Annotated in this window: 21 protein-coding genes and 1 tRNA gene; 11 read left to right on the forward strand and 11 right to left on the reverse strand. The window is 69.3% G+C overall.

The annotated features are described in order from the left end of the window. Positions 1–212 precede the first annotated feature (212 nt). From DNK56_RS01575 to DNK56_RS01600, 5 genes are all read right to left on the reverse strand, one after another. Entirely contained in the window at positions 213–542 is a 330-nt protein-coding gene (locus tag DNK56_RS01575; protein ID WP_111329917.1) for a MazG-like family protein, read from the reverse strand. Between the two features lie 26 nt (positions 543–568). Beyond that, positions 569–1,891, reverse strand: coding sequence for a UDP-glucose dehydrogenase family protein (locus DNK56_RS01580; protein ID WP_111329918.1), 1,323 nt, complete (start codon positions 1,889–1,891; stop codon positions 569–571). Between the two features lie 104 nt (positions 1,892–1,995). Then, positions 1,996–3,204: a hypothetical protein gene (locus DNK56_RS01585; protein ID WP_111329919.1), complete on the reverse strand. Its 1,209-nt coding sequence runs from the start codon at positions 3,202–3,204 to the stop codon at positions 1,996–1,998. Between the two features lie 301 nt (positions 3,205–3,505). Next, positions 3,506–3,724 carry a hypothetical protein gene (locus DNK56_RS01595; RefSeq protein WP_199563918.1) on the reverse strand — a complete coding sequence of 73 codons (219 nt, stop codon included), beginning with the start codon at positions 3,722–3,724 and terminating at the stop codon, positions 3,506–3,508. 283 nt (positions 3,725–4,007) lie between these two features. Then, a complete protein-coding gene (locus DNK56_RS01600) occupies positions 4,008–5,237 on the reverse strand; it encodes a helix-turn-helix domain-containing protein (protein WP_111329921.1) in 1,230 nt (409 codons plus the stop codon). A 220-nt stretch (positions 5,238–5,457) separates the two neighbouring features. Between DNK56_RS01600 and DNK56_RS01605 the strand changes: the two genes are divergently transcribed. The 3 genes from DNK56_RS01605 (at position 5,458) to DNK56_RS01615 (ending at position 9,324) form a co-directional block, all read left to right on the forward strand. Then, entirely contained in the window at positions 5,458–6,219 is a 762-nt protein-coding gene (locus DNK56_RS01605; RefSeq protein WP_111329922.1) for a DUF1932 domain-containing protein, read from the forward strand. 182 nt (positions 6,220–6,401) lie between these two features. Beyond that, a complete protein-coding gene (locus DNK56_RS35690; RefSeq protein WP_241989718.1) occupies positions 6,402–8,003 on the forward strand; it encodes an IS1634 family transposase in 1,602 nt (533 codons plus the stop codon). Between the two features lie 61 nt (positions 8,004–8,064). Further along, complete coding sequence (locus DNK56_RS01615; RefSeq protein WP_111329923.1) at positions 8,065–9,324, forward strand: IS30 family transposase; 1,260 nt, start codon at positions 8,065–8,067, stop codon at positions 9,322–9,324. Positions 9,325–9,380: 56 nt separating this feature from the next. On the opposite strand, the gene DNK56_RS01620 is transcribed toward DNK56_RS01615, so the two are convergent. Continuing rightward, a tRNA-Gly gene (locus DNK56_RS01620) sits at positions 9,381–9,451 on the reverse strand. A gap of 393 nt (positions 9,452–9,844) precedes the next feature. On the opposite strand from DNK56_RS01620, the gene DNK56_RS01625 reads away from it, so the two are divergent. The 4 genes from DNK56_RS01625 (at position 9,845) to DNK56_RS01640 (ending at position 13,186) form a co-directional block, all read left to right on the forward strand. Beyond that, positions 9,845–10,612, forward strand: coding sequence for a transposase (locus DNK56_RS01625; RefSeq protein ID WP_111329924.1), 768 nt, complete (start codon positions 9,845–9,847; stop codon positions 10,610–10,612). Positions 10,613–10,750: 138 nt separating this feature from the next. Continuing rightward, entirely contained in the window at positions 10,751–11,326 is a 576-nt protein-coding gene (dcd, locus tag DNK56_RS01630) for a dCTP deaminase (RefSeq protein ID WP_111329925.1), read from the forward strand. 7 nt (positions 11,327–11,333) lie between these two features. Next, positions 11,334–11,834 carry a phosphoribosyltransferase gene (locus DNK56_RS01635; protein ID WP_111329926.1) on the forward strand — a complete coding sequence of 167 codons (501 nt, stop codon included), beginning with the start codon at positions 11,334–11,336 and terminating at the stop codon, positions 11,832–11,834. Between the two features lie 92 nt (positions 11,835–11,926). Beyond that, positions 11,927–13,186, forward strand: coding sequence for an IS30 family transposase (locus DNK56_RS01640; protein WP_111329923.1), 1,260 nt, complete (start codon positions 11,927–11,929; stop codon positions 13,184–13,186). A 76-nt stretch (positions 13,187–13,262) separates the two neighbouring features. Here DNK56_RS01640 and DNK56_RS01645 read toward each other — a convergent pair whose 3' ends face one another. From DNK56_RS01645 to DNK56_RS01655, 3 genes are all read right to left on the reverse strand, one after another. Further along, positions 13,263–14,258 carry a Yip1 family protein gene (locus DNK56_RS01645; RefSeq protein WP_111329927.1) on the reverse strand — a complete coding sequence of 332 codons (996 nt, stop codon included), beginning with the start codon at positions 14,256–14,258 and terminating at the stop codon, positions 13,263–13,265. Positions 14,259–14,496: 238 nt separating this feature from the next. Then, complete coding sequence (locus tag DNK56_RS01650) at positions 14,497–16,779, reverse strand: (Fe-S)-binding protein (RefSeq protein ID WP_111329928.1); 2,283 nt, start codon at positions 16,777–16,779, stop codon at positions 14,497–14,499. A gap of 114 nt (positions 16,780–16,893) precedes the next feature. Further along, positions 16,894–17,496 (reverse strand): sugar transferase, encoded by a 603-nt coding sequence (locus tag DNK56_RS01655; protein ID WP_199563917.1) that lies wholly within the window; start codon positions 17,494–17,496, stop codon positions 16,894–16,896. Positions 17,497–17,724: 228 nt separating this feature from the next. Between DNK56_RS01655 and dnaK the strand changes: the two genes are divergently transcribed. The 4 genes from dnaK (at position 17,725) to DNK56_RS01675 (ending at position 21,993) form a co-directional block, all read left to right on the forward strand. Further along, positions 17,725–19,584: a molecular chaperone DnaK gene (gene dnaK / locus DNK56_RS01660; RefSeq protein WP_111329929.1), complete on the forward strand. Its 1,860-nt coding sequence runs from the start codon at positions 17,725–17,727 to the stop codon at positions 19,582–19,584. Next, positions 19,581–20,231 (forward strand): nucleotide exchange factor GrpE, encoded by a 651-nt coding sequence (gene grpE, locus DNK56_RS01665; RefSeq protein WP_111329930.1) that lies wholly within the window; start codon positions 19,581–19,583, stop codon positions 20,229–20,231. Before dnaK ends, grpE begins: the two co-directional genes overlap by 4 nt. Before the next feature lie 132 nt (positions 20,232–20,363). Beyond that, positions 20,364–21,545: a molecular chaperone DnaJ gene (dnaJ, locus tag DNK56_RS01670; protein ID WP_111329931.1), complete on the forward strand. Its 1,182-nt coding sequence runs from the start codon at positions 20,364–20,366 to the stop codon at positions 21,543–21,545. A gap of 1 nt (position 21,546) precedes the next feature. Next, on the forward strand, positions 21,547–21,993 hold the full coding sequence (locus DNK56_RS01675) for a heat shock protein transcriptional repressor HspR (RefSeq protein ID WP_111329932.1): 447 nt from the start codon (positions 21,547–21,549) through the stop codon (positions 21,991–21,993). 75 nt (positions 21,994–22,068) lie between these two features. Here DNK56_RS01675 and DNK56_RS01680 read toward each other — a convergent pair whose 3' ends face one another. Together DNK56_RS01680 and DNK56_RS01685 are read right to left on the reverse strand one after the other, a co-directional pair. Beyond that, on the reverse strand, positions 22,069–23,025 hold the full coding sequence (locus DNK56_RS01680; protein ID WP_111329933.1) for a helix-turn-helix transcriptional regulator: 957 nt from the start codon (positions 23,023–23,025) through the stop codon (positions 22,069–22,071). Further along, complete coding sequence (locus DNK56_RS01685; RefSeq protein ID WP_111329934.1) at positions 23,025–23,993, reverse strand: LuxR C-terminal-related transcriptional regulator; 969 nt, start codon at positions 23,991–23,993, stop codon at positions 23,025–23,027. The genes DNK56_RS01680 and DNK56_RS01685 overlap by 1 nt, the downstream gene beginning before the upstream one ends. Between the last annotated feature and the right edge of the window lie 131 nt (positions 23,994–24,124).

Genomic DNA, 24,124 nt, shown 5'->3' on the forward strand with positions numbered 1-24,124 from the left:
CGCAACGCCCGCGACCCTCGCCGCCCCCTCGCACTCCTGGGCCTCGGATGATCACGAACCGGACGTCATGCGACTACGCCGAAGCCCTGGCCCGCCCCAGCCGCCGGAGGTGTGTCTCTCCCGCTTCACGCCTGCAGACGCGGAGCGGTCGCAGTGAGGAACATGGCTGTCGACCACTGATGGGCGCGGCCGACGGCCATGCTCGAGGGTTGTCACGCCGATGTGGTGGCCTCGCGCCCTCTGCGCGTTCGGCGGTGGAGGACCTCGTCGAAGGTGGTGCGGGCGCCTGTGGGGTCGATGTAGTGCATGGCCAGGAGAGCGGCGATGACGGCGCCGACCAGGTCGTTCTGGACCTCGGACCAGGTGTGGTCGTCGTCGCAGGTGGTGAGGCCCTTCAGGCCGTGGAGGGCGTGCATGGCTTCGCCGGCCTCTTCGGCGACCTTGCCGACCTGGAGGGCTTTGAGTTCCTCGTCGGGGAGGTGGGCGCCTGCCGCACAGCAGACGGCGGAGAGCTTCTCGATGTTGTCCCACAGGGTGTCCACGTCGGACCTCCGATCGATGGGTTCGGTTATTCCTGTGCGGGGCGTCCGAGCTGGCGTACGGTCCATCCGGCCATGCGCCAGGCGTCGGCGTCGATGAGGTTGCGGAGGTCGAGGAGGACCGGGGCCGCGACCAGTGGGGCGAGAGCCTTGGGGTCGGCTTCGCGGAAGTGGGGCCATTCCGTGGCCAGGACGATCAGTTCGGCGTCCTGGACGGAGGCGTCGAGGGTGTCGGCGTAGTCGAGTTCGGGGTTGCGGCGCAGCGCACTGGGTACGGCGTGCGGGTCGTGGACCGTGACCGTCGCGCCGCGCTGGTGCATCAAAGCTGCGATCGCCAGGGCCGGGGATTCGCGTACGTCGTTGGTGCCGGCCTTGAAGGAGGCGCCCCAGACGGTGACGCGTACGCCGTCCACCGGGCGGCCGAGGGTCTGCTCGATGAGCTTCAGCGCGGCGGCGGGCCGTGATTCGTTGACCTTCTCCGCCGCGCGTAGCAGGGTCGCGGCCTCGGCGGCGCCCAAGGTGCGGGCGGAAGCGGTGAAGGCGCGGACGTCCTTGGGGAGGCAGCCGCCGCCGTAACCCGGCCCGGCGTTCAGGCCGCCGCGGCCGATGCGCGGGTCGACGCCGATGGCCTCGGTCAGCTGCTGGACGTCGGCCCCCGCCGCGGCGCACATGTCGGCGACGCCGTTGATGAACGAGATCTTCATGCCGAGGTACGCGTTCGCGGCGCCCTTGATCAGCTCGGCGGTAGCCGGGTCCGTGACGAACAGCGGGATGCCGTCGGCCAGGAGCGGCGCGTACACCTCGCGTACGACGTCCTCCGCGCGGGCCGAGGGGACGCCGACCACGATCCGGTCGGGGCGCAGGGTGTCATCGATGGCGTGGCCCTCGCGCAGGAACTCCGGGTTCCAGACGACCTCCACGTCCTCACCGGCCGGGGAGAGCCGGGCGAGAAGTGCGCCGAGATCGCGGGAGGTGCCGACGGTGACCGTTGACTTGCCGATGATCACCGTCGGGCGGGTCAGGTGCGGCGCCAGAGCGCGGGCGGCGCCGAAGACCTGCCCGGTGTCGTAACTCCGGCCGCCCGCATCGATTGGCGTGCCCACGGCGAGGAAGTGGACGTCCGCGAACTCGCCCACCTCGGCGAGGCTGGTCGTGAACCGCAGCCGTCCGGACGCGGTGTGCGTAGCAAGGAGTTCCGGCAGGCCCTCCTCATAGATCGGGCATTCGCCTGCGTTGAGGCGGTCGATCTTGGCCTGGTCCAGGTCCACGCCGATGACCTCGTGGCCGATCTCGGCCATGGCGGCGGCGTGCGGGATGCCCAGGTGGCCGCAGCCGATGACGGATACGCGCATGGTCGACGCTCCTTTCCCTGTACTCGCCCGCCCGTTGAGTCCGGGCCGGCCGAGTGCGCCGCGCTAGCGCCCCCACCCGGCGCGACCCTCTTCGTGCAGGCGGGTCAACCTCGCTGCTGCTTCAGGACGTTGACGAGAGCGGGCAGCGCTTCTGCGGCGGTGGCCCGGCACACCAGGTCCCCGTCCTGGGGCCCTTCCAGCGGGTGCGGCATGAACTCGCCGTCGTGCCAGAAGCCCTCCGGGTCGAGATAGACGACCTGCATGCCCCGCTCGCGGGCGCGAGCCTGCACCTTGCGTCGGTCGGCATGCAGACCAACGACGAGGAGGGCCTTGGCGCCGTCGACCCATTCGACATCGGGCACCGCCTGGTCGTACCGGCGCATGAAGCACTCGTCGAGCCCGGCACGGGCGGTGACCGGAACGACGAGGTGGCCGGCGTCCTTCAGCTCCTTGAGCGCTCGCATCGCCGGGGTGGGCTCGGCCAGGAAGCAGGCGCGGAACATCTCGACGAACTCCGCCGCTTTCTCCTCCGGCTCGGTCAGTACCTCGTGGAGGAGCGAGTCAGCCGTCGGCGAGAGCGTGAAGCGGTGTTCCCGCGGTTCGTGCCCCTGGCGGTCGGTGACCCGATAGATCTCGTGGAGCCGGTGCAGGGGCGGGATGCCCGCCTCCACTGACGTACCGCAGCCGATCTCCACCTGGAACGGTCGCAGGTCCGCCAGCACGGACAGGTCCGGGATGCGCGTCGGCGTGCCTGGGCGGTCTTTGCGTCGGATACCGGTGGACAGCACGTTCCACGGGAGTTGCCGGACTGCGGGCGGAGGGGCATAGGCCACTGAGGCGATCTGTACGTCCAGGCTCTGGTAGCCAGGGGGCAGCGTGCGGCCGACAGCCGCGTCCTGGGGGTGGACGTCGTGTTCGGTGATGCGGCACTTCAGGTCCCGGCGGGTCCATAAGAAGCCGCCAGGTGCTTCTCTCCAACCGCCGACGGCGAGCGAGTCCATGAGCGCGTCATGGTGCGCGTCGATCTCGTCGGCCGGGGCGGACGTGGAGTGGTAGAGGTACAGGTCGGTCAAGCCGATGGCCGGTGCCGCTGTGGTGGGCACCAGGCCGTACCGGTAACGGTAGTGAATGATCCGCCGCCGGGCGTCGTCGGAGGTCGCCCAGCCGGACTGGCCGGCGGTGTCCTTCTCCTGGGTGCGGCGCCAGATGCCCTCCTCGATGTAGCGTCGGCGGTCGGCGTCACCGAAGTAGGTGTTCCAGACTCGCTGCTGCTCGGGGACGAGCTGGTCGATGACGATGTACGGGATGTCCACGATTCCTCCCTGAAGAATCACGCGTGGATGTTCCAGATGGCTGACGGGGTGCGGTTGCGCGGCGGACCGATCGCGCTGGATCCGGAGCGGCCGCAGCGGTCCGAGGACGGACTCGCGTCCGCTGCGATGGCAGAGGGGCGGTGGCCGGCGCCGTCGAAAAGCGGAGTGGCCTGCTCGTGCAGCGCCCATGCCGGACCGACCAGGCCGACGACGGCCAGGAACACGAGCGCGAGCCGGTCCCCGCCGTCGGGCCGTGGGGTGATGGATGCAGCGCTTCGGGCGCGGCGGTGTCGAGCCCCGGTCACGGGGTGCCGCCGAGAGCGCGTTCGTGCGCCTCCAGGAGGCGGCTGGTCTGCGCGTACAGCTGCTCCAGCTCCGCCGTGGTGAGGATGAGTGCGCTGTCTAGGGTCGAGCCGTCGTCGAAGTGGAACTCGACGGGGACCGACCCCTGCCGGGCCCTCCGGTCGTAGACCGCTTTCCCGCCCGCAAGCAGCGTGGCATGCGTGGCCTTCGCCGGCACGGGCCTGAGCGTCGTCCCGTCGGCGGGCGCGGACCACTGGGTTCCGCCTCCGGGCGGGCGCAAGTGGTAGGTCGTGGCGGAGCCCTCACCGGGGAGGGCGACCACGACACCGACACGACCCTCACGGGCGCTGTCGGTGGCGCGGTCGCCGAGCCGCGGAACGAAGGGGGATGCCGTACCTAACTCGGCTCCCTGCGCAGGAAGATGAGGAGAGGCTTGTCGCGTCATGCTCTGAAGTTAGGGACACGACGACCCTCGAATATGAGCCGGAGGAATACGACCCCTATCCGTCCAGGTGGAAGCGGTCGGACACGCGCCGCAACTTCTCCCGTGTCACTGCTCGTTCCGCGTAGACGATGCTGCGCAGCGTCGAACGGGCGATGGGATGATTCCGCACGAGCTGGGGCGCGATCCGCTCGGCTGCCTCCAGCTCGGCCAGGGCCTTTATCCGGTTCCCGTCCCACAGCCAGGCTCGCGCGATATCCATGTGGTGGTGTCCCTGACGGGAGTTGGGCAGCGACCCGACCAGGTCTGGGCTGGTACGACGGTTTATCTCAAGGGCCTTGCCCTGCTTGCCCATCTCCAGAGCCACGCTGATGGCGTGGATCTGCACGTTCCCGGCGGAGAAGGTCAGCGAATGCCGGTCGTACACCGGCGCTCCGACGTACGCGTCCATGCGTTCGGCAGCAGCTTTCGCGTGACCGATCCGGTCCTCGGCCTCCGAGGCGCGGCCGGCTCGGGCGGCGGAGACCGCAGCTCGCAGCTGCAGCGTGCCCCAGGCTCGTACGGCCAGCGGTTCGCCACGGTCGTACTCCTCCTCCACCGAGGTGATCGCCTTGTCCGAGAGCGTCAGGGCGTCGGTCCAATCAGCCGTCGCCCACATGTCCCAGACCCGCGTCCAGTCGGCGACGGCGGGCAAGACGGGGTCCCCCGACAGCCTGGCCGACCACGCGGCCCGCTCGCACGCCATGGCGACCAGTTCGGGATGCCCGAGGGCATGGGCGGCTGTGTGCGCGCACTTGCAGCACACGGCGTAGACGGCGTACGCCTCCTCCCGCTCGTGACCCTCCGACTCCTCTGCCAGGGCACGCGCCTCGCGGAACAGGTCGGGGAGAACCCGGAGAATCGCCACGTTGGAAGCGGTGTCCCGCAGGCGGTGCAGCCGGGTCACCTCACGCCACAGCTGCGACGAGGGTCGCGGAGTCCCATCGAAGACGGGGACGAGGTCGTAACGGCGCAGTTCGCGCACAATCGATGAGGCGGCGACCTGCCACTGGTTGTCGTTGGGGGAGTTGCTGTACGGGTGCCCGATCAGGTCGTTCGGGTGGACGTGCAGCTCGGCGGCCACCTGGTTGAGGAGCCCGACCCGGTCCAGCTCGATCAGGCCACGCTCCATCTTCGACACCCAGCCCTGGGACTTCCCGAGGGCTGTCGCCAGGTCGGCCTGCGGCATGCCCAGCCGCAGCCTCGCCCGGCGAGCGCGCTTGCCGATCTCTGCGGCTTCCTCCAGCATCTGGACACCTCTAGGCCGCCGGACGTTCCGGCGCGACCGCCGGTCTGTCCGTACAGAGTTCGTCTCCTGCACGGTACCCATGACGCGGCCTGTGCGTGAGAGAGAACTCGTGCCGTACCGGCGACCGATCGCTCGTCCGAAGCAGGCGCCGAGTCCTCTGCCGTGCTGCACTACGGCAGAGGATCATGAGACCCACTCATCACATTCCGCCGGAGGCCCAGTGACCGTTGTGACCGTCTTGCACCCTGGAGCCATGGGTGCGGCGGTCAGCGCCGAGCTGGTCGGCGGCGGCCACGAGGTGTTGTGGGTGCCGAAGGAGCGCAGCGCGGAGACGCGGCGCCGTGCGAGGGAGGCCCGCGCCGCAGCCTGCGATTCGCTTGCGGAAGCTCTGTCCCGTAGCGCGGTCGTTCTCTCGGTCTGCCCACCGCAGGCGGCGGAGGACGTGGCCGCGGCGGTAGCTGCGCACGGTTTCGACGGGGTGTACGTCGATGTGAACGCCATCAGCCCTCAGCGCGTACAGCGGATCGCCGAGGGCATCCGCCCCGGCTCCGCCGTCGACCTGGTCGCGTCGTTGTTCACGGACACCGCCCTGCACGTGTGTCGGGTCGGTGACGCGGTCGGTTCCGCTTCCGCTCTGAAGATGGCCTTTGCCAGTTACCAGAAGGCCGCTCGTACGCTCGCCGGCGTCGCGCACGCGCTCGCCGACGCCCATGGGGTCGGCGAGCAGCTGACGGCCGAGGCGGAGGTCATGGTCTCCGCGATCCTCTCCGATCCGGAGTACCTGCCGAGCGTGGCGGCCCGGGCCTGGCGGTGGGCACCCGAGATGGAGGAGGTCGCCGATGCGCTTCGGGCCGTCGGACTGCCCGCGGACATGGCCGAGGCGGCGGGCCGGGTTCTTTCGCTCTGGGAAATGGACCGGGACCGGTACGAAACACCTGTCGCGGATACCCTGTCGCGGCTCCGTACCCGGACGACTGAATGAGAAAGGCCCCGGTCGGTGCTTCAGTTCTAGTCCCGTACTTCGCGGGTCGTTGATTCGTATGGTGTGACCGGTCTGGGAGTGTCCCGGGCCGGTCGTATGGCGTTGGTCCGGATGTGTCGATGACTTCCCGGTCCCCGCGGCCACGATCTGAGCGTCAGCGCCTTGAAGTGGTGGTGACGTCCGTGGTGGAGAAGCGTCTGGGCGCTCTGCCTGTCGCTGCCGAGTTTCTGCGCCGGCTGGACGTCGCGGGGATCGTCGACGAAGTGTGTCCAGGCGGTGCGAGCGCCCATCTGACGCACGGGCAGGTCATCGAGGCACTGGTGGCCAACCGGCTGACCTCGCCCGCACCACTGGTGCGCGTCGGGGACTGGGCGAGGACCTGGGCGGTGGAGGAGGTCTTCGGTATCACGCCGGACCTCCTCAATGATGACCGCCTGGCCCGCGCCCTGGACGCGATCGCTCCGAAGCTGGAGGTCATCGCGGGCACGGTCGGCGCTCGGGCGATCACCGAGTTCGGGATCGATGTCTCGCGGCTGCACTGGGACATGACCAGCATGTCCGTCCATGGCGCTTTCCCTGCCGAGGAGCAGGACGAGCGGTACCCGCTCATCGCCTGCAACGGGCATCCAAAGGACCGGCGCGTGGATCTGAAACAGATCCAGTCCGGGCTCGCGGTCTCGGCCGACGGCGGTATCCCCGTCCACTCCCGGGTCTTCGACGGCGCCGCGGCCGAGGCCAGCCAGGTCGTCGGGGCGATGAAAGACCTGCGGTCGATGGCCGGCACCCACGAGTTTCTGATGGTCGCCGACTCCAAACTGGTGTCCTACTCCAACATCACCGCCCTGCTTGAGGCCGGTGTGGAGTTCATCGCGCCCGTCCCGGCCGCGCAGATCAAGGACGAGGTCTACGCGGTCCTGGATCCCCAGCAGGCGCAGGCCGTCGACTGGGTGCCCGGGCGGGACGAGAGGAAACCGGAGACGGAACGGGAGACCTACCGAGTCCTGGAGGACATTCACACGCTGACCGGGCGCCGCAAAAGCGACCCGTCGCTGACGGTGCGCCGGATCCTGGTGCATTCCACCGCCGTCGCGGCCGGCCAGCGGGCGGCCCGGGCCAAGCGACTGGCCAAGGCCGCCGAAGACCTCGACAAGCTCGCCGGTGCGGCAGGCGGACGGCACTACAAGACCCGGGAGAAGATCGTCGCCCGGATCGGCGTCGTCACCGCCAAGCGCCGTGTCACCTCCTGCCTGCGCTGGCAGATCACCGCCGACGAGCAGGGCACCCCGGGCCTCACCTGGCACTTCGACCAGGACGTGCTGGAAGCCGAAGCCGCCGTTGACGGCTGGTGGGCGCTGATCACCAGCGTCCCGGCCGAGAAGGCCGGACCCGCCCACGTCCTGATTCAGTACAAGGGCCAGGGCACCGTCGAGCGGCGCTACCACGACTTCAAGGGCCCCCTCGCGGTCGCACCGGTCTTCGTGCAGCACAACCGGCGCGTCGCCGCGCTCATCCAGGTCATCTGCCTGGCCCTGCTCGTCTTCTGTCTGATTGAGCGGCAGGTCAGACGCGCTCTGGGCCCCGACGAGACCATGGCCGGCCTCTACCCGGACAACCGACGGGTCCGCCCTACCGGCCGCATGATCCTCTACCACCTCGGCGAACTCACCCTCCGGATCGGAAACGTCACCGACCCGCCAACCGTCCAGATCAACCGCGGCGTCCAACTCCACCTCCTCGACCTCCTCGACACCGACATCGGACAAACCCGCTGGCCACAGACCTGAAACGGTCACCCGCGAAGTACGGGTCTAGTGGTCGTCGCAACACCCCAGTTCAAGGGGTGTCATGGACTTCGAAATCCGCAAGGACAGGAACCGGCAGGGGCGCAAGCCGTTGACCCGGGAACGGGCCGCATACTTCCAGCTCATGGAGCAGGGTTACAGCACCCGGGAAGCGGCCCGGATCGTCGGCATCGACCGCCGCACGGGCAAGAAGTGGCGCAACGGTCACAAGAGGGGCCGCAAGGCAGTTCCTCCGATCTACCCGCAGCACGGGCACGGGTCCGTGGCTGCGGGAGATCTGGAGGCGCCGTCTTGCGGCCCCTCGCGGTTTCTCCAGGAGCGCGACCGCATCCACATTGCCGACCGGCTGCGCGAGAGGGCGTCCATCCGGCAGATCGCCGCCGAGCTGGGCCGCAGCCCGTCCACCATCAGCCGCGAGATACGCCGCAACCGGCGGACCATGCCCAAGGGAGGCTGGTACTACCGGCCTCACACCGCCCAGGCCCGCGCGGACGCCCGCCGGCCCCGCCCGAAGACCGGCAAGATCGGCCACAACCCCGAACTGCGGGACTTCATCCAGGACCACCTCACGATGCGGTGGAGCCCTGAGCAGATCTGCCAGGCTCTGCGGGCACGCTTCCCCGACCGGCCGGAGATGCACGTGACCCACGAGACGATCTACCAGGCCCTCTACGTCCAGGGCCGCGGAGAACTCCGCCGGGAGCTGACCAAGTCCCTGCGCACGGGCCGGGCCCGCCGGCGTCCGCGGCGCCAGGCCCACAAGCGCACCTCCCGCCCCATCAAGGACATGGTCCTGATCAGTGAACGCCCTGCCGAAGCCGCTGACAGGGCCGTCCCCGGTCACTGGGAAGGCGACCTCATCATCGGCAAGGACGGCCGCTCCGCCATCGGCACCCTCGTCGAGCGGGCCACCCGCTACGTGATGCTCGTGCACCTGCCGATCGGGCACAGTGCTGTCGCGACCCGCAACGCGCTCGCCGCCACTGTCCAGGCCCTGCCGCCGCATCTATGGCGTTCCCTGACCTGGGACCAGGGCTCGGAGATGGCCGCCCACAAAGCCTTCACCGTGGCCACGAACATCCCCGTCTACTTCTGCGACCCGGCCAGTCCCTGGCAGCGGGGATCGAACGAGAACACCAACGGCCTGCTGCGGCAGTACTTCCCCAAGGGCACCGACCTGAGCGCTCACACCCCCGACCACCTGGAGCTCGTGGCCGCCGAACTCAACAGCCGCCCACGCAAAACGCTCGGCTGGGAAACCCCAGCCGAGCGCCTCGCTAAGCTACTGGACCTAGCCAGCTGACCAGCAGTGTTGCAACGACCCCTCGAATTCGCCGTGACCGGGGCCTTTCTTTCAAGAGCGGGTGACGAGAATCGAACTCGCGCTCTGAGCTTGGGAAGCTCATGTTCTACCATTAAACTACACCCGCGAAAAATTCGGACGCTCTTTTCGGGGAGCATCCTCGGACACTGTACCCCATCTCGATCGCGTCGCGTGGGCGGGAGTTGGGGGCGTAGCGTGGGTGGCGGAGTGCCGCGTGGAGCGGCGTCCCGTTCATCCCCTAATGTGGCGGTCTCGTCCACGTCTTGATGGGGAAGGGACTTGATGGACTCCATGGAGCGCACCGTCGTCCGCTGTGCCGAAGGGCACGTTTTCGCTACCAGCACGTTTCCGATGCAGCAGCTCGGGGCAGGGCGCATCGGGCCCGGCCGACTGATCAGGTGTCCCCGATGTGCGCGGTTGCGGCATGCCGTGCCCGTGGTGCTCGAGCGGCGGTAAGGGTTGTCCCGTAACTGCTGGTCACGGGTGAGATGATCTTGGTGTGGCTGGTGTGATCACGGCGTCGGAGCCGTCCTGGATAGCCCCGTTCACCGGGCTGAGCCCGCGCGCTTTCGGGAAGCTGGTGTCCGTGCTGCGGCGCGAGGGTGCGGACGCGGTCCGCAGGGGTCGGCCGTGGAGTCTTCCGCTGGAGGACCGGGCCTTGCTGGTCGCGGCGTACTGGCGCACAAACCTGACGATGCGGCAGCTCGCACCGCTGTTCGGGGTGTCCAAGTCGGCAGCGGACCGGATTATTGATCACCTCGGGCCGATGCTCGCGCTCCAGCCCCGCAAGCGGTTCGCCAAGGACATCGTGCTCATCGTGGACGGCACCCTGGTCCCCACCCGCGACCACACCATCGCCGAGCAGTCGAAGAACTACCGGTACTCCACCAACCACCAGGTCGTCATCGACGCCGACACCCGCCTGGTCGTCGTGGTCGGCCGGCCGCTCGCCGGGAACCGCAACGACTGCAAGGCATGGGAGGAATCCGGCGCCAAAGCCGCCGTCGGCAACACGCTGACGATCGCCGATGGCGGCTACCCGGGCACCGGACTCGTCATGCCCCATCGTCGACGAAAGGGCGAAGACCTGCCCGAGTGGAAACAGGCGCACAACAAGTCCCACAAGCAGGTCCGGGCCCGCGTCGAGCACGTCTTCGCCCGCATGAAGACCTGGAAGATCCTCCGCGACTGCCGCCTTAAAGGCGACGGCATCCATCACGCCATGCTCGGCATCGCCCGGATGCACAACCTCGCCCTCGCCGGATAGGCCAGCGAGCCGTACGTCAGTCCGCCATGCCCGAGACGAGTCGAAGATCATTTACGGGACAGCCCTTAGCCAGGCGGGTGACAGGCGCGCGGGCGGCCCGATGGGGGCGGGCCCGCGCGTTCTGCGTATCCTCGGTGGGTGCTTCTCTCAGACAAGGACATCCGCGCCGAGATCGACGCCGGACGCGTACGTATTGATCCATTCGACGCGTCGATGGTGCAGCCCTCGAGCATCGATGTGCGGCTCGACCGCTACTTCCGGGTGTTCGAGAACCACCGGTACCCGCACATCGACCCGGCCGTCGAACAGGTGGACCTCACCCGGACCGTCGAGCCGGAGGGGGACGACGCGTTCATCCTGCACCCCGGTGAGTTCGTGCTGGCGTCCACGTACGAGGTCATTTCACTGCCCAACGATCTCGCGTCCCGGCTGGAGGGCAAGAGTTCCCTCGGCCGGCTCGGGCTGGTCACGCATTCCACCGCCGGGTTCATCGACCCCGGTTTCTCCGGGCACGTGACCCTGGAGCTGTCGAATCTGGCGACGCTGCCGATAAAGTTGTGGCCGGGAATGAAGATCGGCCAGCTATGCATGTTCCGGCTGAGTTCGCCTTCGGAGTTCCCTTACGGCTCCGAGCGGTACGGGTCGCGTTATCAGGGGCAGCGCGGTCCCACCGCTTCGCGCTCCTTCCTGAATTTCCACCGGACGCAGGTGTGAGGGCTCGATGACTGACGATGTGCGGGAGAACCTGACGTACGACGGCTTCGGCCACGTCGTACGCGAGCTGGCGCAGACCGTGGCCGACGACGGGTACGAGCCGGACGTGGTGCTGAGCATCGCGCGCGGCGGGGTGTTCGTCGCGGGTGGTCTGGCGTACGCGCTGGACTGCAAGAACATCCACCTGGTGAACGTCGAGTTCTACACGGGTGTGGGCACCACGCTGGAAATGCCGGTCATGCTGGCGCCCGTGCCCAACGTCATCGACTTCTCGGACAAGAAGGTCCTGATCGCCGACGACGTCGCCGACACCGGCAAGACGCTCAAGCTGGTGCGCGACTTCTGCATCGACCATGTGGCCGAGGTGCGTTCCGCGGTCATCTACGAGAAGTCGCACTCGCTCGTGAAGTGCGAGTACGTGTGGAAGAAGACCGATCGCTGGATCAACTTCCCGTGGAGCGTGGAGAAGCCCGTCGTGCGGCGCAGTGGGCAGGTTCTCGACGCGTAACAGCGGCACGCACGGGCCTCATGGCGTGTGAAAGGGCCCCGGCAGCGCTTCAGTTCTAGTGGTCGTTGCAACACCCCAGCTCAAGGGGTGTCATGGACTTCGAAATCCGCAAGGACAGGAACCGGCAGGGGCGCAAGCCGTTGACCCGGGAACGGGCCGCATACTTCCAGCTCATGGAGCAGGGTTACAGCACCCGGGAAGCGGCCCGGATCGTCGGCATCGACCGCCGCACGGGCAAGAAGTGGCGCAACGGTCACAAGAGGGGCCGCAAGGCAGTTCCTCCGATCTACCCGCAGCACGGGCACGGGTCCGTGGCTGCGGGAGATCTGGAGGCGCCGTCTTGCGGCCCCTCGCGGTTTCTCCAGGAGCGCGACCGCATCCACATTGCCGACCGGCTGCGCGAGAGGGCGTCCATCCGGCAGATCGCCGCCGAGCTGGGCCGCAGCCCGTCCACCATCAGCCGCGAGATACGCCGCAACCGGCGGACCATGCCCAAGGGAGGCTGGTACTACCGGCCTCACACCGCCCAGGCCCGCGCGGACGCCCGCCGGCCCCGCCCGAAGACCGGCAAGATCGGCCACAACCCCGAACTGCGGGACTTCATCCAGGACCACCTCACGATGCGGTGGAGCCCTGAGCAGATCTGCCAGGCTCTGCGGGCACGCTTCCCCGACCGGCCGGAGATGCACGTGACCCACGAGACGATCTACCAGGCCCTCTACGTCCAGGGCCGCGGAGAACTCCGCCGGGAGCTGACCAAGTCCCTGCGCACGGGCCGGGCCCGCCGGCGTCCGCGGCGCCAGGCCCACAAGCGCACCTCCCGCCCCATCAAGGACATGGTCCTGATCAGTGAACGCCCTGCCGAAGCCGCTGACAGGGCCGTCCCCGGTCACTGGGAAGGCGACCTCATCATCGGCAAGGACGGCCGCTCCGCCATCGGCACCCTCGTCGAGCGGGCCACCCGCTACGTGATGCTCGTGCACCTGCCGATCGGGCACAGTGCTGTCGCGACCCGCAACGCGCTCGCCGCCACTGTCCAGGCCCTGCCGCCGCATCTATGGCGTTCCCTGACCTGGGACCAGGGCTCGGAGATGGCCGCCCACAAAGCCTTCACCGTGGCCACGAACATCCCCGTCTACTTCTGCGACCCGGCCAGTCCCTGGCAGCGGGGATCGAACGAGAACACCAACGGCCTGCTGCGGCAGTACTTCCCCAAGGGCACCGACCTGAGCGCTCACACCCCCGACCACCTGGAGCTCGTGGCCGCCGAACTCAACAGCCGCCCACGCAAAACGCTCGGCTGGGAAACCCCAGCCGAGCGCCTCGCTAAGCTACTGGACCTAGCCAGCTGACCAGCAGTGTTGCAACGACCCCTCGAATTCGCCATTCCCCGGGGCCCTTTCGCGTACGCGTCGTGCGCCGGTGTCGTCAGATCGTGCCGAGCTTCAGGATCGACACCAGGGCCAGCAGCTGGATCGCCGACGCGCCCAGCGCCTTCGGCCACGGCAGGTCGTGCGACTTGCTCACCATCGAGGTCAGCAGCGCCGCCGCGGCCAGCCAGGTGACCCAGCCGAGTATGACGACCAGCGAGTTCTCGCCGCCCAGGAACATCGCGAAGACCAGGCGCGGCACGTCCGTGATGGACATGATCAGCATGGACAGGCCCACCGTCGGCTGCCAGGAGCCGTCGCCGCCGAGCTGGCGGGCCAGCGTGTGCGTGACCGCGCCCAGCACCAGGCCGCCGAGCACGAAGCAGACGCCCGTGATGATGACGAAGGGGACGGCGCTGGAGACCGGGGCGTGGATCGCGTCCTCGCGGGCCTGGTCGAAGCCGAAGAGGGCCAGCAGGCCGTAGAGGAACGTCACGGTCAGGGCCGGGCCCCAGACCGCGTAGTCGCGCATCTGCCAGAACGTCGGGCCCGGGCGCGTCACGATGCCGGTGAGCAGCTGCTTCCAGTGCAGGCGCGGCCCCATCGGCGCGGCGGGCGCGTGGCCGGCCCGGTAGGCGTTGCCGTCGCTGTACGGCTCCTCGTCGATGCGGAACGCCTGCGTGTGGCCGGGGTTGTTCGCGTACGGGTCGCCGGGGTTCGGCCCCTGCGGGTACGGGTAGGGGGCCGGTTCGCCGAAGTACTCCGGCTCGTCCGGGCCGCCGGCGTAACCGCCCTGGTGCCCGGAGTTCCCGTAGTGCCCGCCGCCGTGTCCGGGGCCGCCGTGTCCGGGGCCCCCGTGTCCGGGACCGCCGGGTCCGGGCCCTCCCTGGTAGCCCGGTCCGCCGGGCTGCGGCCCGCCCGTGGGCGGCCACGGCTGCTGTCCGTACGGCGGCTGCGGTGCCGCCTGGTTGCCGTACGGCTGCTGCCGCGGTTGCTGTTGCCCTTGCTGCGGGGTGCGGTTGTCCCGGCCGCGTCCGATCCTGAATCCAGCCACGTTGTCGAACGTACCCGGTTCGCCGGGGGCGGGGGCCCGGGGCCGGGGAAGTACCGGCCTTTGACGCGTAGATGTGACATCCCCTAGGGGACCCCCATGGGGCTGTCCCCCGTACCGGGCCGTACCGGGCCGACCGCCCCCGTGCCGGGCCGGGAAAGGCGGAAGCGGCCGGTCCTGCCCCCGAGGCAGGTCCGGCCGCTTCATCGCGCCGCGGCGCGGTCCGTTTCGCTCAGCGCGCCTACTTCGCCGGTTCCGGCTCCGGCTCGTCCGCCGACTCCGCCTCGCCCGCCGGGTCGGCCGGGGTCTTCACGGAGTCGAGCAGCAACTGGGACACGTCCACCACCTGGACGGACTCCTTCGCCTTGCCCTCGTTCTTCTTGCCGTTGACCGAGTCGGTCAGCATGACGAGGCAGAACGGGCAGGCCGTGGAGACGATGTCCGGGTCGATGGCGAGGGCTTCGTCGACGCGCTCGTTGTTGATGCGCTTGCCGATCCGCTCCTCCATCCACATCCGGGCCCCGCCGGCGCCGCAGCAGAAGCCGCGCTCCTTGTGGCGGTGCATCTCCTCGTTCCGCAGACCCGGGACCTTGGCGATGATCTCGCGCGGGGGCGTGTAGATCTTGTTGTGCCGGCCCAGGTAGCAGGGGTCGTGGTACGTGATCAGGCCCTCGACCGGGGTCACCGGGATCAGCCTGCCCTCGTCCACGAGGTGCTGGAGCAGCTGCGTGTGGTGGATGACCTCGTACTCGCCGCCGAGCTGCGGGTACTCGTTGGCGATGGTGTTGAAGCAGTGCGGGCAGGTCGCGACGATCTTCTTCGCGGCCTTGGCCTTCTTCGTCGAGTCGTCCACGCCCCCGTCCTCGTTGAGGGACTCGCCGAAGGCCATGTTCAGCATCGCGACGTTCTCCGCGCCGAGCTGCTGGAACAGCGGCTCGTTGCCGAGCCGGCGGGCCGAGTCGCCGGTGCACTTCTCGTCGCCGCCCATGATCGCGAACTTGACGCCCGCGATGTGCAGCAGCTCCGCGAAGGCCTTGGTGGTCTTCTTGGCGCGGTCCTCCAGGGCGCCGGCGCAGCCGACCCAGTAGAGGTAGTCGACCTCGGTGAGGTCCTCGACGTCCTTGCCGACGATCGGAACCTCGAAGTCCACCTCCTTGGTCCACTCGACGCGCTGCTTCTTGGCGAGCCCCCAGGGGTTGCCCTTCTTCTCCAGGTTCTTGAGCATGGTCCCCGCCTCGGACGGGAACGCCGACTCGATCATCACCTGGTAGCGGCGCATGTCGACGATGTGGTCGATGTGCTCGATGTCGACCGGGCACTGCTCCACGCACGCACCGCAGGTGGTGCAGGACCACAGGACGTCCGGGTCGATGACGCCGTTCTCCTCGACCGTGCCGATCAGCGGGCGCTCGGCCTCGGCGAGGGCGGACGCGGGCACGTCCTTCAGCTGCTCGGCGGTCGCCTTCTCCTCGCCCTCCATGTCCTTGCCGCCGCCGGCCAGCAGGTACGGGGCCTTGGCGTGCGCGTGGTCGCGAAGGGACATGATCAGGAGCTTCGGCGAGAGCGGCTTGCCGGTGTTCCAGGCGGGGCACTGCGACTGGCAGCGGCCGCACTCGGTGCAGGTGGAGAAGTCGAGGATGCCCTTCCAGGAGAACTGCTCGACCTGGGAGACGCCGAAGACGGCGTCGTCGGCCGGGTCCTCCCAGTCGATCTCCTTGCCGCCCGTGGTCATCGGCTGCAGCGCGCCCAGCGCGACCGCGCCGTCGGCGTTCCGCTTGAACCAGATGTTCGGGAAGCCGAGGAAGCGGTGCCAGGCGACACCCATGTTGGTGTTGAGCGAGACGGTGATCATCCAGATCAGCGAGGTGCCGATCTTGATCATCGCGACGAAGTAGATGAGGTTCTGCAGCGTGCCGAGGGCCAGCCCCTTGAAGGCGAGGACCAGCGGGTACGACACGAAGTACGCGGCCTCGTAGCCGTCGACGTGGTGGATCGCGCCTTCCAGCCCGCGCAGGGTCAGGATCGCGAGGCCGATGACGAGGATGACGTATTCGACGAAGTACGCCTGCCACGCGACCGAGCCCGTGAAGCGGGACTTGCGGCCGGCGCGGGAGGGCAGGTTCAGCAGCCGGATGGCGATCAGCACCAGAATGCCGACCGTCGTCATCAGGCCGATGAACTCGACGTACAGCTCGAACGGCAGCCAGCCGCCGATGATCGGCAGCACCCAGTCGGCCTGGAAGAGCTGCCCGTACGCCTGGAGCAGCGTCGGCGGCAGGGTCAGGAAGCCGATGGCGACGAACCAGTGCGCGAAGCCGACGATCCCCCACCGGTTCATCCGGGTGTGGCCGAGGAATTCCCTGACCAGGGTGATCGTGCGCTGCTTCGGATTGTCGGTACGGCTGCCGGCCGGAACCGGCTGTCCGAGCGTGACGAACCGGTAGATCTGCGCGACGGCTCGGGCGATGAGCGCAACGCCGACCACGGTCAGCACCAGCGACACGATGATCGCGGCGAGTTGCATTGGGGGCTCCTCGGGCCTGCGAGGGTGGGATCGATCCAGTGTCTACTAGCGAGTACAGCGTCTTCCAGTAACCACGTGGACTACGAGTATCGCTACTACTAAGCAGTAACTTAATCAGTCCGGGCCGACACTACCCACTTCTTCCGCCGTCCTGTAGCCGGGCAGGCGGTGATCTGTGTCGCTCAGGCGTGCCTTGCCGCCCCGTCGCAGGGCTTGCGCCGCCCCGCGCAGGGGTACGCGGACGGCCTCGGCGAGCACCGCCAGGTCGAGGCGGAGGCTCTGGTGCTCGGCGTAGTGCTGGTCGAGCAGTTCCGCCTCGTCCCACGGCATCGGCGAGCGGCGCCGCACCTGGGCGAGGCCGGTGAGGCCGGGTTTCACCGCCGTCCGCCAGGGGAACGCGCCGCCTGCCGCGTTGCGTACGTCGCCGGGGGCGAGCGGCTCCGGCCCTACGAGGCTCAGCTCGCCCCGTACCACGTGGTGCAGCCGCGAAACCGCGTCCAGCCCGAGCCGCCGGGTGTTCAGCGAGCGCAGGACGAAGGGGGCGCCGTGCAGCCCGGTGCGCGGGGAGCGCGTCGTGGGGCGGCGGCCCCGTACGGCGAGGGCCAGGGCGGCGGCGGCCAGCGCGGGGGCGGCGAGGAGCAGCAGGACCGCGCCGAGAGTCAGGTCGAGGGGGCGCTTCCAGCGTCCCTGGGTACGGGGCCGTCCCTGTGTACGCATCGTTCGCACCTGCCTGGTTTGCGCTGCTCACGGCATTTTGTGACAGAACGATCCCATGTGGCCATGATGGGAGAGGGGTGCGCGGCGCACGGGGCGCCAGGTGTCGCCGATGGCGCGGGGTGAATGCACTTAAGTTGAGTCGGGGTGGCTCAGGTCTGTTGACTCCCGGAGGGGAGTCGTGCATCCTTGAGTCAGATCCACTCAAGTAGTCATGTTGGAGGAATCGAAATGGCACGTGCGGTCGGCATCGACCTGGGCACGACTAACTCCGTCGTCAGCGTTCTGGAAGGCGGCGAGCCCACCGTCATCACCAACGCAGAGGGCGCCAGGACCACGCCGTCCGTCGTCGCCTTCGCGAAGAACGGCGAGGTGCTGGTCGGCGAGGTCGCCAAGCGCCAGGCTGTGACCAACGTCGACAGGACCATCCGCTCCGTCAAGCGCCACATGGGTACGGACTGGAAGATCGACCTCGACGGCAAGAGCTTCAACCCGCAGCAGATGAGCGCCTTCATCCTGCAGAAGCTGAAGCGGGACGCCGAGTCCTACCTGGGCGAGAAGGTCACCGACGCGGTGATCACCGTCCCGGCGTACTTCAACGACTCCGAGCGCCAGGCCACCAAGGAGGCCGGCGAGATCGCGGGCCTGAACGTCCTGCGCATCGTCAACGAGCCGACCGCCGCCGCGCTGGCGTACGGGCTCGACAAGGACGACCAGACGATCCTCGTCTTCGACCTCGGTGGCGGCACCTTCGACGTGTCGCTCCTGGAGATCGGCGACGGCGTCGTCGAGGTGAAGGCCACCAACGGTGACAACCAGCTCGGTGGTGACGACTGGGACCAGCGCGTCGTCGACTACCTGGTGAAGCAGTTCGCCAACGGCCACGGCGTGGACCTGTCCAAGGACAAGATGGCTCTCCAGCGTCTCCGCGAGGCCGCGGAGAAGGCGAAGATCGAGCTGTCCTCCTCGACGGAGACCACGATCAACCTGCCGTACATCACGGCGTCGGCCGAGGGCCCGCTGCACCTGGACGAGAAGCTCACGCGCTCGCAGTTCCAGCAGCTCACCGCGGACCTCCTGGACCGCTGCAAGACCCCGTTCCACAACGTCGTCAAGGACGCGGGCATCCAGCTCTCCGAGATCGACCACGTCGTTCTCGTCGGTGGCTCCACCCGCATGCCGGCCGTCGCCGAGCTCGTCAAGGAGCTGACCGGCGGCCAGGAGGCCAACAAGAGCGTGAACCCGGACGAGGTCGTCGCCATCGGCGCCTCGCTCCAGGCCGGTGTCCTCAAGGGCGAGGTCAAGGACGTCCTGCTCCTCGACGTCACCCCGCTGTCCCTCGGTATCGAGACCAAGGGCGGCATCATGACCAAGCTGATCGAGCGCAACACCACGATCCCGACCAAGCGCTCCGAGATCTTCACGACGGCCGAGGACAACCAGCCGTCCGTGCAGATCCAGGTCTACCAGGGCGAGCGCGAGATCGCGGCGTACAACAAGAAGCTCGGGATGTTCGAGCTGACCGGTCTGCCGCCGGCCCCGCGCGGGGTCCCGCAGATCGAGGTCTCCTTCGACATCGACGCCAACGGCATCATGCACGTCACGGCCAAGGACCTCGGCACCGGCAAGGAGCAGAAGATGACCGTCACCGGCGGCTCCTCGCTGCCGAAGGACGAGGTCAACCGGATGCGTGAGGAGGCCGAGAAGTACGCGGAGGAGGACCACGCCCGCCGCGAGGCCGCCGAGTCGCGCAACCAGGGCGAGCAGCTCGTCTACCAGACGGAGAAGTTCCTCAAGGACAACGAGGACAAGGTTCCGGCCGACGTGAAGACGGAGGTGGAGACCGCCGTCACCGAGCTGAAGGAGAAGCTCAAGGGCGAGGACTCCGCCGAGATCCGCACGGCCACCGAGAAGGTCGCGGCCGTCTCCCAGAAGCTGGGCCAGGCGATGTACGCCAACGCCCCGGGCGAGGGCGGCCCGCAGGCCGACGGCCAGCCGGGTGCCGGCCAGGCCCAGGGCGACGCCCAGGACGACGTCGTGGACGCCGAGATCGTCGACGACGAGAAGGACTCCAAGGGCGGTGCGGCGTGACCGAGGAGACTCCGGGCTTCGAGGAGGAGCCCGACGTCCCCTCCGGCGCCACCTCTGACGAGGCCGAGTCGAAGGACGCCGCCCCCTCCGAGGAGGAGGCGGCGGCCCCGGCCGGGGACGCGAACGAGAAGACGGCCCTGACCGCCCAGCTGGACCAGGCGCGCACGGCGCTCAACGAGCGCACCGGCGACCTCCAGCGGCTTCAGGCCGAGTACCAGAACTACCGCCGCCGTGTGGAGCGGGACCGGGTCGCGGTCAAGGAGGTCGCCTCCGCGAACCTCCTGTCCGAGCTGCTGCCCGTGCTCGACGACATCGGCCGGGCCCGCGAGCACGGCGAGCTGGTGGGCGGGTTCAAGTCGGTGGCCGAATCGCTGGAGACGGTCGTCGCGAAGCTGGGCCTCCAGCAGTTCGGCAAGGAGGGCGAGCCCTTCGACCCGACGATCCACGAGGCCCTGATGCACAGCTATGCGCCGGACGTCACCGAGACGACCTGCGTGGCGATTCTGCAGCCCGGCTACCGGATCGGTGAGCGCACCATCCGGCCCGCACGGGTCGCGGTCGCCGAGCCCCAGCCGGGGGCGGCCCCCGCGGCCGCGAAGGAAGAGAAGGCAGACGACGAGGAGAGCGGTGGCGGCGAGGAGGTCTGACATTCCGTCCGATCACCTGGCAGCACACCGCCCGGCCACCAGGGCCTCCCGTCCGGCCGGTGCCAGGGGCTCGCGCCCCGGCGCCGCCCGGACGGGGGGCTCCCGGCCGGTCGTCCGGAAGGAGGGACGTCGATGAGTACGAAGGACTTCGTCGAGAAGGACTACTACAAGGTTCTCGGCGTCCCCAAGGACGCCACCGACGCCGAGATCAAGAAGGCGTACCGGAAGCTCGCCCGCGAGTACCACCCGGACGCGAACAAGGGCGACGACAAGGCGGAGGAGCGCTTCAAGGAGATCTCCGAGGCGAATGACGTCCTCGGCGACACGAAGAAGCGCAAGGAGTACGACGAGGCGCGCGCCCTCTTCGGCAACGGCGGCTTCCGGGCCGGGCCGGGCGGCGCCCAGGGCAACTTCAACTTCGACCTGGGGGACCTCTTCGGAGGCGCTCCGGGCGGCGGCCAGAGCGGCGCCGGCGGTTTCGGCGGCGGCCTGGGCGATGTGTTCGGCGGCCTCTTCAACCGCGGCGGCGGCGCCGGTACGCGGGTGCAGCCGAGGCGCGGCCAGGACATCGAGTCCGAGGTGACCCTCAGCTTCACCGAGGCGGTCGACGGGGCCACGGTCCCGCTCCGCATGTCCAGCCAGGCCCCCTGCAAGGCGTGCTCCGGCACCGGCGACAAGAACGGCACCCCCAGGGTCTGCCCGACCTGCGTCGGCACCGGTCAGGTCTCGCGCGGCAGCGGCGGCGGCTTCTCGCTCACCGACCCGTGCGTCGACTGCAAGGGCCGAGGGCTGATCGCCCAGGACCCCTGCGACGTCTGCAAGGGCAGCGGCCGGGCCCGCTCCTCGCGGACCATGCAGGTGCGCATTCCGGCGGGCGTCTCGGACGGGCAGCGCATCCGGCTGCGCGGCAAGGGCGCGCCGGGCGAGCGCGGCGGACCGGCCGGCGACCTGTACGTCGTGGTCCACGTCGACGCCCACCCGGTCTTCGGCCGCAAGGGCGACAACCTCACGGTCACCGTGCCCGTCACCTTCCCGGAGGCGGCCCTCGGCGGCGAGGTGAAGGTGCCGACGCTCGGCGGGCCCGCCGTGACCCTGAAGCTGCCGGCCGGTACGCCGAATGGGCGTACGATGCGGGCCCGCGGCAAGGGCGCGGTCCGCAAGGACGGCACGCGGGGCGACCTCCTGGTCACCGTCGAGGTGGCCGTGCCCACCGACCTGGGCACCGAGGCCGCGGACGCGCTGGAGGCGTACCGGAAGGCGACCGCGGGCCAGGACCCGCGGGCGGAGCTGTTCCAGGCGGCGAAGGGAGCTTGAGGTGGACGGCCGACGGCGTAACCCGTACGAACTGACCGACGAGTCCCCGGTGTACGTGATCTCGATCGCGGCCCAGCTTTCGGGCCTGCATCCGCAGACACTGCGCCAGTACGACCGCCTCGGCCTGGTCTCCCCGGACCGGACGGCCGGACGCGGCCGGCGCTACTCGGCCCGCGACATCGAGCTGCTGCGCACGGTGCAGCAGCTGTCGCAGGACGAGGGCATCAACCTCGCCGGCATCAAGCGCATCATCGAGCTGGAGAACCAGGTCGCGGCGCTCCAGCAGCGCGTCGCCGAACTCTCGGCGGCCGTGGACGGAGCCGCGGCGGCGATGCGGCAGCGCGAGGCCCAGGTCCACGCCTCGTACCGGCGCGACCTGGTCCCGTACCAGGACGTCCAGCAGGCGAGCGCCCTGGTGGTCTGGCGCCCGAAGCGCCCCAAGGACTGACCCCGCGTCCACGCGGCCCGTCACCCCGGAACCCCGGGCGTGCCGGGCCGCTTCGGCGTGCGCGCCGGACGGCGGCTACACGATGCCGGACCGGATGAGCAGGGCGCCGAGGTGGGTGCGGCTGGTGGCGTCGAGGGTGTGCGTGAGTTTGGCGATGTGGGCGCGGCAGGTGCGGACGCTGATGCCGAGCTTCTCGGCGGTCTCCTGGTCGGTGCAGCCGTCGGTGAGAAGCCGGGCGATGGTGCGCTGGACGGCGGTCACGGGGGTGCCGGGGGCGGTGGTGGGCAGCGGTTCGCTGAACGGTGTGGCACGGTCCCAGAGGACGTCGTACAGCTGCGCCAGATAGCGGACGACCTCTTGGTGCCGGACCTCCAGGGCGGCACTGCGGTCGGGGGTGGCCGGCAGGTAGGCGACGCGCCGGTCGAAGATGATGAGGCGGTCGACTGCCTGCTCGGCCGTACGGACCTGCAGGAGGTCGTCCGGCAGCTGGTTGAAGTAGGACTTGAGGTCGGGGCTGTAGCGCGCGGAGTGCTGGTAGATGTGGCGTACGCGCACGCCCCGTTCTGCCGTGGGCAGCGTTCCGGCCAAGGCCACCTCGAGGTGCTCGCGCGGGCGCGTGCTGCCGGGCTGGATGGTCAGGATCTCTTCCCCCACCTCGCGCGCGGAGGCGTTGATGGATGCCTGAATCGTCGATCGTCCCTCCAGCGTGCGGATGGCGGGAGGGGGAGGTTCGTGGTCTGCGGAGGCGAGAGGGACGAGGACCCTGGCCAGGGAGTCGATCGCGCGCACCTGTTCCAGGATCTGGCGGGCGAGCGGGTGCAGCAGCTGGGCCAGGGCCGCCGAGGGCGGCAGGGGACGCAGCCAGAGGCTGTCGCGGGGGTCGGGCGAGAGCAGTGCGCTGTCGGTGAGGCAGGGCGCCGGCACGGCGGCGGACCGGGCGATGCCGCCCTGGTGAAGCGCCTGGGTGTAGAGACTGACGGCCTTGTCGCACAGTTCGTGGTCGCCGTGGCCGTGTCCGGACGGGGCAGACATCACCGCTCCCATCCCACGATGCCGGACTGCACGAGCAGCGCACCGAGGTGGGTGCGGCTGGTGGCTTCGAGGGTGTGGGTGAGCTTGGCGATGTGGGCGCGGCAGGTGCGGACGCTGATGCCGAGCTTACGGGCCACGATCTGGTCGCTGTCGCCCTCGACGAGCAGACGGGCGATGCTCGCCTGGACAGCGGTGACGGCGGCGGGAGTCGGGGACGGGGCAGTGAGCGGCTTGGCCTGTGCCCACAGCACCTCGTACGCCTGGCTCAGGTAGCGAACGATCGCGGGATGGCGGATCTCCAGGGCGACGTCGCGTCGGCCGTCGGCCGGGACGAAGGCCACGGTGTGGTCGAAGACGAAGAGGCGTTCGGCCGTCTGCTCGATGGTGCGCACCTCGATGTGGCCCGGGGGCACATCGGCCAGGTACGCCTTGATGGCCGGGCTGTGGCGGGCGGGATGCTGATAGATGTGCCGTAGTGTCACGCCGCGCTCCGTCATGTCCAGGGCACGAGCCAGCGCCTTCCTGAGCTGCTCCACGGGGTGGCTGCCGACGGGCTGGAGGGTCAGGACCTCCTCCCGTGCTCCTTCGGTGGCGTTCTGGATGGCGGCGTCGATCAGCGGGAGGCCCTCCAGGACCGTGATGGCCAGGTTGGGATCGGTGCTGGCGACGGAGGCCAGCGGAGCCAGCGAGTCGGCGAGGGCGGCGGAGAGCCTGATGCGGTCGTGGATCTCGCGCGTGACAGGCTGGAGCAGATGGGCGAGAGCTGCGGAGGGCGGCACGGGACGCATCCAGCCGTCGTCCTGGGGGTCGGGGTGTACGAGCGCCAACTCGACGAGGCAGGGCGCGGGTGCGAGAGCGGAGCGGGGTATGCGGCCTGCCCTCAGCGCCTCGGTGTACGTCCTGACGCCGATGTCGCACAGTTCGAGAGCACCGTGCGGGTGGTGCGTTTTGCCCTCGTCATTGCCCATTCGTGACCCCCCACTTTTGGCAATGCAGCAAGATGACGGTGGTGGAAGCCTAGTTCCCGCGACAGGGTGGACCTGCCGGGGGAGCCGGGAACTCCCCCGACTGATCAAGGGCGTTGCCATGCTCTCCCCCT

Source organism: Streptomyces sp. AC1-42W, from assembly GCF_003248355.1.
Lineage (GTDB): Bacteria > Actinomycetota > Actinomycetes > Streptomycetales > Streptomycetaceae > Streptomyces.